The following is a 12,447-nucleotide window of genomic DNA, read 5'->3' on the forward strand; positions in this document are numbered from 1 at the left end:
GATGCATCAAATGCACGGCGCCGGGGAGACCGGTGCCGTGCAACCCGCTATTGAACTGCGCGGTATAGACAAGCGGTTCGGTGCGGTACACGCGAATAAATCAATCGATCTGAAAGTTGAAAAGGGTACGATTCACGGCATCGTCGGGGAAAACGGTGCGGGCAAATCGACCCTGATGAGTATCCTGTACGGCTTTTATCAGGCCGACGGGGGCACCATCCATGTCGATGGCAAACTTTGCGATATCAAGGGATCCGAAGATGCCATTGCGGTCGGGATCGGCATGGTCCATCAGCATTTCATGCTGGTTGAACCGTTCACGGTGCTAGAAAACGTTATTCTGGGTGTCGAGGGGGGAGCAATCCTGCGCGAGGGCGTAGACAAGGCCCGCGAGGAGCTTAAACGTCTGGAGCGTGAATATTCGCTCGACGTTAATCCGGATGCCATTGTTGGCGACCTGTCTGTTGGTTTGCAGCAGCGCGTTGAAATTCTGAAGGCCCTTTATCGCGGGGCCGAAATTCTTATTTTGGATGAACCGACGGGCGTTTTGACCCCGCAGGAAGCGGATCATCTGTTCCGCATTCTGGAAACCCTGAAGCAGCAGGGCAAGACGGTTGTTCTGATCACGCATAAACTGCGTGAAATCATGGCGGCAACGGATAATGTTTCCGTGATGCGCCAGGGTGAAATGGTGGCCCATCGCAAAACGGCTGAAACCAGCCCCGAAGAACTTTCCGAACTGATGGTCGGCCGCAAGGTGCTTTTGCGCCTTGAAAAGGGTGAGGCCGCACCGGCGGCGACGGTTCTTGAGGTCGATAATCTGTGCGTTGAAACATCGCAGGGTGTGCGCAAGGTCAAGAATGCCAGCTTTACGGTTCGTGCTGGTGAAATCGTCGGCATTGCCGGGGTTTCCGGCAACGGGCAGAGCGAACTTCTTGAAGCGCTTGGCGGGATACGTGCCGTAAGTGAGGGACAGGTCCTGTTGAACGGGCAGGATGTGACACCCGGTCGCGGTGTTGATGCCGCCGAACTGCGTAAACGCGGTGTGGCCCATGTGCCCGAAGACCGCCATCGCATGGCGATGGTGACGTCATTTTCGGCCAAGGAAGCCGCTATTCTCGGTTATGAAGATGATGCAGCCTATCAGAAAGGCATGTTCCTGAACTGGCATGCGATTTCCGGTGCGACCGAACATATGATGTCGGAATTCGACGTGCGGCCAAATGATCCTGATCTGAAAGCAGCCAATTTTTCCGGCGGCAACCAGCAGAAGCTGGTTCTGGCGCGCGAAATCATGCGCGATCCGGAACTTCTTCTGGTTGGTCAGCCGACGCGTGGTGTCGATATCGGCGCCATCGAATTCATTCACAAACGTATTGTTGCGATGCGCGATGCAGGCAAGGCCGTCCTGCTGGTATCCGTCGAACTGGACGAAATCATGTCTCTTGCCGACCGCATACTGGTGATGTGTGATGGGTCCATCATCGGTGAAGTTTCTGCTGCCGAAGCAAATGAACGGGTTCTTGGCCTGATGATGGCCGGGGTTGACCCCCATGAAGCCAAAGCCGCGGAGGGCCACGTATGAGTGATACCGTTCAACTGCCGCGCTGGATTGATGTTGGTGCGTTGCCGCTGCTCAACCTTCTGCTGGCACTGGTCGTTTCGGGGCTTGTGGTTCTGGCGATCGGTGAAAGCCCGACACAAGTTGTTGAAATTCTGCTTTATGGTGCGTTCGGCTATGAAGAGGCGTGGGGTTATACGCTTTATTACACCACCAACTTCATCTTTACCGGTCTGGCCTTTGCCGTGGCATTCCATTGCGGGCTGTTCAATATCGGTGCCGAAGGGCAGGCCTATGTTGGTGGTCTCGGCGTTATTCTGGCCGCCCTTTACCTCGATTTCCTGCCATTCCCGATAATGCTGATTGTTGCCATTCTGGCGGCGGCAGTTTTCGGTGCGGCCTGGGCCTATATCCCGGCATATCTACAGGCGCGTCGCGGGTCACATGTCGTGATCACCACGATCATGTTCAACTTCATTGCATCGTCACTGATGGTTTATTTGCTGGTCAATGTTCTGCGCCCGCAGGGATCAATGACCCCGGAAAGCGAACAGATTGCCGAACATCTGCGTTTGCCGTTCATTCATGACATCGCCGCAGGCGTTGGTCTGGAAATGGCAAGCAGTCCGCTGAACCTCTCATTCGTGTACGCGCTTGTCTGCAGTGTTCTAGTGTGGCTGTTCATCTGGCATACAAGATGGGGTTATGCGATTCGCACCGTGGGTGCCAATGCGGTTGCCGCGACCTATGCCGGGATCGAGCCGGGGCGTTACATCATCATGGCTATGATGATTTCAGGCGCGCTTTCGGCCTTCATGGCGCTTAACGAAGTGATGGGGGTTCAGCACCGGCTACTGATTGATTTTACGGCCGGTTACGGCTTTGTCGGGATCGCGGTTGCCCTGATGGGGCGCAATCACCCGTTTGGTATTTTCCTGGCGGCATTGCTGTTTGGGATGCTGTATCAGGGCGGGGCGGAGCTAAGTTTTGAAATCCCGACGATTTCGAACGATATGGTCGTGGTTATTCAGGGGCTTGTGATCCTGTTTACCGGTGCTATGGAACATATGTTCCGTCCGCGTGTGACCCGGATTTATACAGCGTGGCATTTGCGCCGCCGTGCGCAGGAGGCCGCATAATGGATAATTTTGAACTGGTTATCCTGCTTCTGGATGCGACGCTTCGGACATCGACCCCGCTTATTCTTGCCGCACTGGCCGGGATGTTTTCGGAGCGGTCCGGCACGATCAACCTGGCACTTGAAGGCATGATGCTGGGCGGGGCGTTTTCGGCTGCCGCCGTAGCTTACTATGTCGGAAATCCGTGGGTCGGGTTGCTGGCGGCAATCGGAACCACGATCTGCCTTTCGCTGCTGCATGGTTTTGCCTGCATCACGCATAAAGGCAATCAGGTTGTATCAGGCATGGCGATCAATATCCTGATGTCCGGTCTGACGGCACTTGTCGGGATTGCGCTGTTTGCGCAAGGCGGCAAGACTCCGTCGCTTGATCATGAATCGCGGTTCCAACCGATTACCTTGCCCGGTGCGGATGCCGTTGCCGATGTCCCGGTTCTCGGATCAATTTATTCGGAATTGCTGAGCGGTCATAACATTCTTGTTTATGTCGCGTTCCTTGCAGTTCCGGCAGCGTGGTGGGTGATGTATCGTACCCGTTTCGGTTTGCGTCTGCGTGCGGTTGGTGAAAATCCGGGGGCGGTTGATACAGCCGGTATTGGCGTTGTCGCCATGCGTTATCGTGCGGTGATGTGCAGTGGTATTCTTGTCGGCATGTCGGGTGCGTATCTTTCGACCGCGCAGGGTGCGTCCTTCCTTCAGGACATGACAGCAGGAAAGGGCTATATCGCGCTCGCAGCCATGGTGTTTGGCAAATGGCGGCCTTTCCCGGCATTGTTTGCCTGTTTGCTGTTTGGTTTCCTTGATGCCGCAGCAACCCGCATGCAGGGTGTTGTCCTGCCGGGGATCGGCGAGGTGCCGGTGCAACTGGTGCAGGCACTACCTTATGTTTTGACGGTGATCCTGTTGGCGGGCTTTATTGGTCGCGCCATTCCGCCCAAATCGCTTGGTCGTCCGTATGTGAAGGAACGCTGATCGCGCTGCGGTCAGCTTCCCGATCCGGCATATCTGGCAAACGAGGCTGTGATGAATTGCAAACAGGTCTTTTCCATCATTGCCGTTCTGGCTGTTTCGCTGCCTGCCACGGTTTTAGCCGTGCAGGCCGCCGAAATTACGCCAGCAGTTGTTTATTCAACCGGTGGCAAGTTTGACGGTTCGTTTAATCAGTCGGCTTTTGAAGGGGCGGAGCGTTTCAAACAGGAAACCGGCATTGATTATCGCGAGTTCGAATTGCGTAATGACACGCAAAGCGAACAGGCGATCCGGAATTTTGCCCGCGAGGGACGTGACCCGATTGTTGTGGTCGGGTTTCAGCAGGCGACGTCGCTTGCCAAAGTTGCGCCGGAATTTCCCGATACCCGTTTTACCATTGTCGATATGGTTGTTGATCAACCCAATGTGCAGTCGGTTGTGTTTCGCGAACATGAAGGCACGTATCTTGTCGGGATGCTTGCGGCCATGGCATCGAAATCGGGAACGATTGGTGTTGTTGGCGGCATGGATATTCCGTTGATCCGCCGAATGACCTGTGGCTATGCCCTGGGTGCGTTGCAGGCGGTTTCGGGCATCAAGGTACTGGAAAACATGACGGGAACGACCGGTGCGGCGTGGAATGATCCGGCCCGTGGTGCCGAACTGGCGACCACACAGATCGGTCTTGGTGCAGATGTTGTCTTGCAACTGGCCGGTGGCACGGGAATTGGTGTTTTGCAGGCGACTGCGGATGCCGGAAAGCTTGGGATTGGATCGGATGCAAACCAGAACGGGTTGCATCCGGGATCGGTTCTGACATCGATGGTCAAACATGTCGATGTTGCGGTGTTCGAGGCTTTCAAGGCGGCGCGCAATGGGAACTGGAAGCCGGGTATTCGCAGTCTTGGACTTGCCGAAGGTGGGATCGACTGGGCACTTGACGAATTTAACAGGGACCTGATCACGCTTGGGATGAAAGATGCGGCCGATGCGGCGCGCAACGACATCATCAACGGCAGGATTATTGTTCACGACTATATGCAGGATGGAACCTGCCCGCGATAAGCGGCAGGAAAAACAGGATTAAGACACATGACATCGCAAACTGTAACCGATGCCCCGCGCGATTTGATTAATGCGGCACTTGCCGCGCGTGACAAGGCATATGCGCCATATTCGAAATTCCACGTTGGCGCAGCCCTTCGGACTGAACGCGGACAGGTCATTGCCGGATGCAATGTTGAAAACGCGGCCTATCCCGAAGGTGTTTGTGCCGAAGCCGGGGCAATTTCGGCAATGGTTCTGTCGGGTGAAACCAAGTTTGACGAAATCGTCGTTGTCGGGCTGGGCGATGTTGCCTGTACGCCATGTGGTGGTTGTCGTCAGAAAATCCGGGAATTCACCGGATCGGATGCGACAATTTATATCATCAATGATGCAGGCAAAACGCTTCTGACCCTGACACGTGAAGAACTTATTCCCCATTCCTTCGGGCCGGAGAATTTGAAATGAGCAACGTCAAAGCCGCATTGGATATCATTGCCGTCAGGGCACCGGGCTTTAAGGCCGAGGTTGCACTTGTTCTTGGCAGTGGGTTGGGGGGCGTTATTGACGCCGTCAGAGATGTGATCAAGATTTCCTATACAGACCTGCCGGGCTTTCCCAAGCCGACGGTAGTGGGCCATGGCGGACAACTGGTTCTGGGCCGTATCGGGGGCGTTTCCGTTGCCGTCATGCAGGGCCGGGCGCATTATTATGAACATGGCCGTTCGGATTTGATGAGCGAGCCGCTTGAGACATTGCGTGAATTGGGTGCAGACCGACTTATCCTGACCAATGCGGCGGGCTCGCTAATCTCCGAGGCATCACCTGGGAACCTGATGCTGATTACGGATCATATCAGCCTGTTCGGGCCCAATCCGTTGATCGGATATCATGGTGATGATCGCTTTGTCGGGATGGATGTGCCTTATGACCCGGAAATCGGATCGGGTTTGAAAAATACTGCGGCAGAGCTTGGCATTAACCTGTTTGAAGGCACTTATTGCTGGTGCACCGGGCCAAGTTTTGAAACACCGGCCGAAATTCGTGCGCTTAAGGTTCTGGGTGCGGATGCGGTGGGCATGTCGACCGTGCCGGAAAACATTCTTGCCCGCCGTCTGGGATTCCGGGTGGCAGCAGTTTCAAACATCACCAATCTGGCCGCGGGCATGAGCCCGACCGCTCTTAGTCATGAACAGACACTTGAAATGGCAAAAGAAGGATCTTCCAATTTAATCAAGATCCTGCTGCGTTATTTTTCAAGTGATGCATGAGCCTGTTTCAAACGAGTTTGAAAACGTAATTTAATAATAAGCGCGCAGGAGACAGCATATGCTGCCGCAGGAAATCATTCGCCGTAAACGTGAAGGCGAAGTTCTGACAGACGCCGAAATCGCCTTTTTCGTAAAGGGCATTGCCGATGAAAGCATCAGCGAGGGGCAGGTTGCAGCCCTTGCCATGGCGGTTTTCTTTAACGGCATGACCATGGATGAGCGCGCGGCGCTGACGCGCAATATGCGTGATTCCGGGACCGTACTTGATTGGAAGGCGCTTGGTCTTGATGGGCCGATTGTCGACAAGCATTCGACTGGTGGGGTTGGCGACAAGGTCAGCCTGATGCTGGGACCGATTGTTGGTGCGTGCGGTGCTTTTGTTCCGATGATTTCGGGACGTGGCCTTGGTCATACAGGCGGAACGCTGGACAAATTTGATTCCATCCCGGGCTATCGTACCACACCGACTCTGGATGAATTTGCCAAGGTCACGCGTGAAGTCGGCTGTGCCATCATCGGGCAGACCACCGATCTTGCCCCCGCGGACAAACGTTTCTATGGCATTCGCGACGTCACCGCGACGGTTGAAAGCATTCCGTTGATTACCGCATCGATCCTGTCGAAAAAGCTGGCGGCAGGTCTGGATGCGCTGGTGATGGATGTCAAATTCGGATCGGGTGCCTTCATGAATGAATATGACCGTGCGCGTGAACTGGCCGAAAGCATCACCGAAGTCGCAACCCGCAATGGCGTGCCCACAACGGCGCTTTTAACTGATATGGAACAGGTTCTGGGCGATACGGTTGGCAACGCGCTTGAAATGCATGAAGCGGTTGATTTCCTGACCGGCAAGCATCAGGAACAGCGTGTTTATGATGTCACGATGGCGTTGGCAGCCGAAATGCTGTCGCTGACCGGTGTTGCCAGTGATGTTGCCGATGGTTTGCAAAAAGCCAGTGACGCCCTGACGTCGGGCAAGGCAGCCGAAGTATTTGGCAAAATGGTATCGGCCCTTGGCGGTCCAGCCGATTTTATCGAAAACACATCGGCCCATCTTGAAGTAGCTCCGATGATTAAGTCCGTCAGCGCGGCGAAGACCGGGCGGGTTGTATCGATGGATGCCCGCAAGGTTGGTCTGGCGCTGGTTGCGTTGAAAGGTGGGCGGACGCGTGCCGATCAGAAGATCGACTTTGCTGTCGGCTTTACCGATTTCATCAAGGTCGGGCAGGCCGTTTCGGCCGAAACGCCGCTTTGTATCGCTCATATCCGTGATCAGGCACAGCTTGACGAGGCGACGGCGCTGTTGCGCGAGGCAATCGTAATTGGCGATGGCGAGGTCGCCAGAACCGGTTCTGCCGCGGCAGTGCGCGAACGGATCGTTGCCCGCACCAAAGGGTGATCACACAACTGAGAATGCAAAAGGCCGGGTAGGGTGACTGCCCGGCCTTTTTGTATGGTTTTTGTGGCTAGTTGCGTACGCTTGCCATAATCATGGCCGCGGCTTTTTCCGCGATCATGATGGTTGGTGAATTGGTATTGCCCGATGTGATGGTGGGCATGATCGAGGCATCAGCAATCCGAAGCCCGTCAAGCCCACGCAGCCGTAATTGTGGATCAACCACCGATGCCGGGTCCGCGCCCATGCGGCATGTACCGACGGGGTGGAAAATCGTCGTGCCGATATTGCCTGCGGCTTTGATCAGATCATCCTCTGTCTCGTATGACGGGCCGGGTTTGAATTCTTCGGGCCGATACGGGGCAAGGGCGGGCTGATTGGCAATTTTGCGGGTCAGCCGGATTGAGTCGGCAGCAACCTTTTTGTCGGCATCCGCACTCAGATAATTGGGTGCGATGGCCGGTTGATTGCGGAAATCGGGTGATTTCAAATGTATACTGCCGCGACTTTGCGGACGCAGGTTACAGACACTTGCCGTAAAGGCTGGGAAAGGATGGACGGGATCGCCGAACTTTTCAAGCGATAGCGGCTGCACGTGATATTGCAGGTTTGGTGTTTCGAATGATGCATCCGATTTGGTGAAGATGCCAAGTTGGCTTGGGGCCATCGACATCGGTCCTGATTGATTGAACAGGTATTCCAGCGCGATCCCGGCCTTGCCGACAAGGCTGCTTGCCTGTTCGTTCAGGGTGCGGATGCCTCTGACCTTGAATGCGCAGCGCAATTGAAGGTGATCCTGCAGGTTTTCACCGACCTGCGTGCTTTCATGGATAGTCTGGATGCCATGTTTTTGCAGGACATCGCCCGGACCGATGCCTGATAGTTCCAGAATATGGGGCGAGCCGATGGCACCGGCCGACAGAATGATTTCACGACGTGCCGAGACGGTTTCAGTCACGCCGTTGCGGTCATATTCAACACTGGTGACGCGACCTTTTTCAATGATCAGACGCCGAACCTGCGCATGTGTGCGCAATTCCAGATTCTTTCGCGACAGGGCAGGCTTCAGAAATGCCTTTGAAGTGTTCCAGCGAATGCCGCGTTTCTGGTTGACGGCGAAATAGCTGGAACCTTCGTTGTTGCCGCGGTTGAAGTCCGCGACCTTCGGGATGCCAGCCTGTTCGGCGGCGTCCTGAAACGCATCAAGGATTTCCCAGCGCACGCGCGCCTGTTCAACCCGCCATTCGCCGCCTGATCCGTGCATGTCATCGGAGCCAAGATAGTAATCTTCGGATTTTTTGAAATGCGGCAGTACGTCGTCCCAGCCCCAACCGTCACATCCCGATTGACGCCATTGGTCATAGTCGGCGGCCTGACCCCGCATATAAATCATGCCGTTGATCGACGAACATCCCCCCAGGACCTTGCCACGGGGATACCCCAATGACCGGCCATTCAGACCTTCTTCGGCCTCGGTTTTAAAGCACCAATCGACATTTGGATTGCCGATGCAATAAAGATAGCCGACCGGAATATGGATCCATGGATTGGTATCTTTGCCACCGGCCTCCAACAGAAGGACGGTGGCATTTTCGATTTCAGACAGCCGGTTTGCAAGAGTACAGCCAGCCGATCCTGCGCCGACAATGATATAGTCGAATTGTTGCGTGGTCATGCTGCTTCCCTAGTTTCTGGACCGAAGGCCCAGCTTGGCAGCGAGGCGTGACGCGTTGAACTCGCCGACAATGCCACGGCGGAACACCAGCACACAGACAATGAAGATAAGGCCGGTCAACACCGTTACCGGGAAGCCGGTGGTTGACAGATAGTTCTGCACGGTCACGACAAAAGCCGCACCGAAGATCGGGCCGAAGATCGTTCCGATCCCGCCAAGCAGGGTCATCAGGATGACTTCGCCTGACATTTGCCATGCCACATCGGTAAGGGTGGCAAACTGGAACACCAGTGCCTTGAGACCGCCGGCGAGACCGGCCAAAGCCGCCGACATGACAAAGGCGGCAAGCTTGTAGAGATTGACCGAGTAGCCCAGTGAAATTGCCCGGTTTTCATTTTCCCGAATGGATCGCAGGATCATGCCAAACGGAGAGTGCACAATCCTCCAGACCATGAACACCCCAATCACAAAGACTGCCAGAACAAAGAAATACATATTTAATGGCTGGTTCAGATCGATAAGGCCAAGCAGATGCCCGCGCGGTACACCTTGCAAGCCATCTTCACCTTTGGTGAATTCCGATTGCAGGCAGAAGAAAAAGAACATCTGGGACAGGGCGAGTGTAATCATCGCAAAATAGATGCCCTGGCGCCGGATGGCGAAAAATCCGATGATCAACCCCATGAAGGCGGCACCCACAACGCCAAGAAGGATACCGGCTTCGGGGGCGAAGCCCCATTCTTTAACTGCGTGAGCAGTGAAATAGGCTGCTCCGCCGAAAAAGGCTGCGTGGCCGAACGACAGCAGGCCCGTGAAGCCCAGAAGCAGATTGAAGGCACTGGCGAACAGGGCAAAACACAGGACCTTCATCAGGAAAACCGGATAAAGGACGAAGGGTGCAATCACAAGGCCGATGATCAATACAGCGAGCAGGGCAAGCTGTATCCGGTGCGCCGATTGGCGGGTTTCCGATGTCATTGTTATTTCTGTCATATCACGCATCCCGACCAAACAGACCCGCAGGTCGGACCAAAAGAACGATAGCCATGATTACGAAAATCACGATGTTTGACGCTTCGGGATAAAAGACCTTTGTCAACCCTTCTAGGATGCCAAGCATATAGCCCGTGACAATCGCCCCCATAATCGATCCCATCCCGCCCACGACCACGATGGCGAACACCACAATGATCAGGTTCGATCCCATCAACGGGCTGACCTGATAAATCGGTGCGGCCATGATCCCGGCCAGTGCAGCCAGACCGGCACCAAGCCCATATGTCAGAGTCAGCAGGAACGGCACATTGATGCCAAACGACTGGACAAGCGTTGGATTTTCGGTTGCTGCCCGCAAATAGGCGCCGAGTTTGGTCTTTTCGATAAGAAGCCATGTGCCGATACAGACAATCAGCGATGCCACGACCACCCAGCCGCGATAAACTGGCAGATACATAAAGCCGAGATTAACCCCGCCGGAAAGCAGGGCGGGGGTGGCATAGGGTTGACCGGAAGTGCCGTAAAAATACCGGAAGCCGCCCTCGATCACCAGAGCAAGGCCAAAGGTGAACAGAAGCCCGTACAGATGGTCCAAATTATAAAGACGACGCAAGGCAAAGCGTTCGATTACAATGCCGGTAATGCCGACAATGACCGGTGCTACCAGCAATGCCAGCCAGTAATTTACCCCGATCCATGACAGCAGCAGGAAGCCGACAAAGGCTCCCATCATGTATTGGGCGCCATGTGCGAAGTTGATCACGCGAAGAAGGCCGAAAATGATCGCCAGACCCAGGCTAAGCATTGCGTAGAAGGATCCGTTGATCAGACCGATTAGAAGCTGACCAAGAAACGCCTGAATCGGGATTCCAAATATCATAGTCACGGCGCTATACCCCCAGAACTTCGTGCAAGGTGTCCATTCTGGCGGGCAGTTCCGCCACGTCGAAACCTTCTGTCACCACGCCGTGATCCATGATGTAGAACCTGTCGGCAATTTTGCTGGCAAACCGGAAATTCTGTTCAACAAGAAGAATGGTCATGCCTCGCTGTTTCAGGGTTTGCAGAACCTCGCCGATACGCTGGACGATGACCGGAGCAAGGCCTTCGGTCGGTTCGTCTAGCAATAACATCTTGACCCCGGTACGCAGCATGCGAGCCATGGCGAGCATCTGCTGCTCGCCGCCGGACAATTTGGTTCCCTGACTGTTGCGTCGTTCCAAAAGGTTGGGAAACAGATCATAAATTTCATCGATGGACATGCCGTTCGGCGAGACGACAGGCGGTAGCGTGAGGTTTTCCTCGACACTGAGGGTTGCGAAAATCCCGCGTTCTTCGGGAACAAACCCGATCCCAGCACGTGCAGTATGATGCAGCGGCCGGTTCATAAGGTCCTTGCCGTCAAATTCGATTGTGCCGGTGCGTTTGCGCAAAATGCCCATGATCGAGCGCAAGGTCGTGGTTTTACCCATGCCGTTACGGCCAAGGATGGTGACCGTTTCACCTTCGCAAACCTCAAGGTTCACACCATGCAGGATATGGCTTTCATCGTACCAGGCATTCAGGCCCTGTACTGAAAGAAGTGGTTTTCTGTCAGTCATGATCCGTTCCCATATAGGCGACCTTGACGCGTTCATCGTTGCTGACGGTGGCGTAATCGCCCTCCGCCAGAATTTCGCCGCGTTGCAGAACGGTGATGTGATCGCACAGATCGGCGACAACATTGAGGTTATGTTCAACCATCAGGACCGCGCGGGTTTTGGCAACTTCGCGAATGAGTTCCGCGACCATACCGACATCTTCGCCCCCCATGCCAGCCATCGGTTCGTCCAGCAACAGAACTTTGGGGTCGAGTGCCAGTGTCGTCGCGATTTCCAGCACACGTTTGCGGCCATAGGAAAGATCAGCAGCCTGACTGTCATATTCATTCTGAAGACCGACAGATTCCAGAAGTTCCATTGCGCGATCATTCAGAACGTCAAGTTTACCAAGCGGCTGCCAGAACTGGATCGCCAAATTGCCCGGACGTTGCAACGCGACGCGAATATTTTCCAGAACCGTCAGGTGCGGAAAAATTGCGGAAATCTGGAATGATCGTACCAGGCCCATACGTGCCACGCGGGCAGGTGCTGTTTTGGTAATATCATGATCCAGCAGGGTGATCTTCCCGCTGGTCGGTTGCAGGAATTTGGTCAGAAGATTGAAAACGGTGGTTTTGCCTGCGCCATTCGGGCCGATCAGCGCATGCACTTTGGCGTGATGAACGTCAAGATTGACGTTATTGACCGCGGTAAACCCGCCAAAATCGCGACGAAGGTCACGGGCGGTAAGAACCACCCGCGCCTTTGTCTCGTTTTGATGGTTTCCAGGATTTGCGTGAGTTCCGGTCGCCGTCAT

At 54.8% G+C, this 12,447-nt stretch carries 12 protein-coding genes; 7 read left to right on the forward strand and 5 right to left on the reverse strand.

From position 1 onward, the window contains the following. Positions 1-10 precede the first annotated feature (10 nt). The 7 genes from R1T41_RS17610 to deoA are packed head-to-tail and all read left to right on the forward strand — an operon-like array spanning position 11 to position 7,382. Positions 11-1,585, forward strand: coding sequence for an ABC transporter ATP-binding protein (locus R1T41_RS17610; protein WP_317341590.1), 1,575 nt, complete (start codon positions 11-13; stop codon positions 1,583-1,585). Then, positions 1,582-2,700, forward strand: a complete 1,119-nt coding sequence (locus R1T41_RS17615; protein ID WP_317338238.1) for an ABC transporter permease — start codon at positions 1,582-1,584, stop codon at positions 2,698-2,700. The genes R1T41_RS17610 and R1T41_RS17615 overlap by 4 nt, the downstream gene beginning before the upstream one ends. Beyond that, complete coding sequence (locus R1T41_RS17620) at positions 2,700-3,671, forward strand: ABC transporter permease (RefSeq protein ID WP_062960016.1); 972 nt, start codon at positions 2,700-2,702, stop codon at positions 3,669-3,671. Before R1T41_RS17615 ends, R1T41_RS17620 begins: the two co-directional genes overlap by 1 nt. Before the next feature lie 51 nt (positions 3,672-3,722). Next, a complete protein-coding gene (locus tag R1T41_RS17625; protein ID WP_317338240.1) occupies positions 3,723-4,733 on the forward strand; it encodes a BMP family ABC transporter substrate-binding protein in 1,011 nt (336 codons plus the stop codon). Between the two features lie 27 nt (positions 4,734-4,760). Next, positions 4,761-5,180 (forward strand): cytidine deaminase, encoded by a 420-nt coding sequence (cdd, locus tag R1T41_RS17630; RefSeq protein WP_317338242.1) that lies wholly within the window; start codon positions 4,761-4,763, stop codon positions 5,178-5,180. After that, positions 5,177-5,983 (forward strand): purine-nucleoside phosphorylase, encoded by an 807-nt coding sequence (locus tag R1T41_RS17635; protein WP_317338244.1) that lies wholly within the window; start codon positions 5,177-5,179, stop codon positions 5,981-5,983. Before cdd ends, R1T41_RS17635 begins: the two co-directional genes overlap by 4 nt. Positions 5,984-6,041: 58 nt before the next feature. Then, positions 6,042-7,382: a thymidine phosphorylase gene (gene deoA / locus R1T41_RS17640; protein WP_317338245.1), complete on the forward strand. Its 1,341-nt coding sequence runs from the start codon at positions 6,042-6,044 to the stop codon at positions 7,380-7,382. Positions 7,383-7,449: 67 nt separating this feature from the next. Here deoA and R1T41_RS17645 read toward each other — a convergent pair whose 3' ends face one another. Genes R1T41_RS17645 through R1T41_RS17665 form a run of 5 tightly spaced genes read right to left on the reverse strand, consistent with a single transcriptional unit; the run spans position 7,450 to position 12,447 of the window. Continuing rightward, positions 7,450-9,054 carry a GMC family oxidoreductase gene (locus R1T41_RS17645; RefSeq protein WP_317338247.1) on the reverse strand — a complete coding sequence of 535 codons (1,605 nt, stop codon included), beginning with the start codon at positions 9,052-9,054 and terminating at the stop codon, positions 7,450-7,452. A 9-nt stretch (positions 9,055-9,063) separates the two neighbouring features. Further along, complete coding sequence (locus R1T41_RS17650) at positions 9,064-10,047, reverse strand: branched-chain amino acid ABC transporter permease (RefSeq protein ID WP_062960011.1); 984 nt, start codon at positions 10,045-10,047, stop codon at positions 9,064-9,066. Position 10,048: 1 nt separating this feature from the next. Beyond that, on the reverse strand, positions 10,049-10,930 hold the full coding sequence (locus R1T41_RS17655) for a branched-chain amino acid ABC transporter permease (RefSeq protein WP_411045563.1): 882 nt from the start codon (positions 10,928-10,930) through the stop codon (positions 10,049-10,051). A 10-nt stretch (positions 10,931-10,940) separates the two neighbouring features. Continuing rightward, positions 10,941-11,651 carry an ABC transporter ATP-binding protein gene (locus tag R1T41_RS17660; protein WP_062949066.1) on the reverse strand — a complete coding sequence of 237 codons (711 nt, stop codon included), beginning with the start codon at positions 11,649-11,651 and terminating at the stop codon, positions 10,941-10,943. Further along, the gene (locus tag R1T41_RS17665; RefSeq protein WP_297012521.1) at positions 11,644-12,447 is read right to left on the reverse strand and encodes an ABC transporter ATP-binding protein; all 804 of its coding nucleotides are present in this window, start codon (positions 12,445-12,447) and stop codon (positions 11,644-11,646) included. The genes R1T41_RS17660 and R1T41_RS17665 overlap by 8 nt, the downstream gene beginning before the upstream one ends.

This window comes from Thalassospira lucentensis, assembly GCF_032921865.1.
GTDB lineage: Bacteria > Pseudomonadota > Alphaproteobacteria > Rhodospirillales > Thalassospiraceae > Thalassospira > Thalassospira lucentensis_A.

What these genes read in the sequence shown, in the direction of transcription:
- R1T41_RS17610 (WP_317341590.1), top strand. Translation starts at nt 11, where the DNA reads ATGCACGGCGCCGGGGAGACCGGTGCCGTGCAACCCGCTATTGAACTG.
- R1T41_RS17615 (WP_317338238.1), top strand. Translation starts at nt 1,582, where the DNA reads ATGAGTGATACCGTTCAACTGCCGCGCTGGATTGATGTTGGTGCGTTG.
- R1T41_RS17620 (WP_062960016.1), top strand. Translation starts at nt 2,700, where the DNA reads ATGGATAATTTTGAACTGGTTATCCTGCTTCTGGATGCGACGCTTCGG.
- R1T41_RS17625 (WP_317338240.1), top strand. Translation starts at nt 3,723, where the DNA reads ATGAATTGCAAACAGGTCTTTTCCATCATTGCCGTTCTGGCTGTTTCG.
- cdd (WP_317338242.1), top strand. Translation starts at nt 4,761, where the DNA reads ATGACATCGCAAACTGTAACCGATGCCCCGCGCGATTTGATTAATGCG.
- R1T41_RS17635 (WP_317338244.1), top strand. Translation starts at nt 5,177, where the DNA reads ATGAGCAACGTCAAAGCCGCATTGGATATCATTGCCGTCAGGGCACCG.
- deoA (WP_317338245.1), top strand. Translation starts at nt 6,042, where the DNA reads ATGCTGCCGCAGGAAATCATTCGCCGTAAACGTGAAGGCGAAGTTCTG.
- R1T41_RS17645 (WP_317338247.1), bottom strand. Translation starts at nt 9,054, where the DNA reads ATGACCACGCAACAATTCGACTATATCATTGTCGGCGCAGGATCGGCT.
- R1T41_RS17650 (WP_062960011.1), bottom strand. Translation starts at nt 10,047, where the DNA reads ATGACAGAAATAACAATGACATCGGAAACCCGCCAATCGGCGCACCGG.
- R1T41_RS17655 (WP_411045563.1), bottom strand. Translation starts at nt 10,930, where the DNA reads ATGATATTTGGAATCCCGATTCAGGCGTTTCTTGGTCAGCTTCTAATC.
- R1T41_RS17660 (WP_062949066.1), bottom strand. Translation starts at nt 11,651, where the DNA reads ATGACTGACAGAAAACCACTTCTTTCAGTACAGGGCCTGAATGCCTGG.
- R1T41_RS17665 (WP_297012521.1), bottom strand. Translation starts at nt 12,447, where the DNA reads ATGACGGCGACCGGAACTCACGCAAATCCTGGAAACCATCAAAACGAG.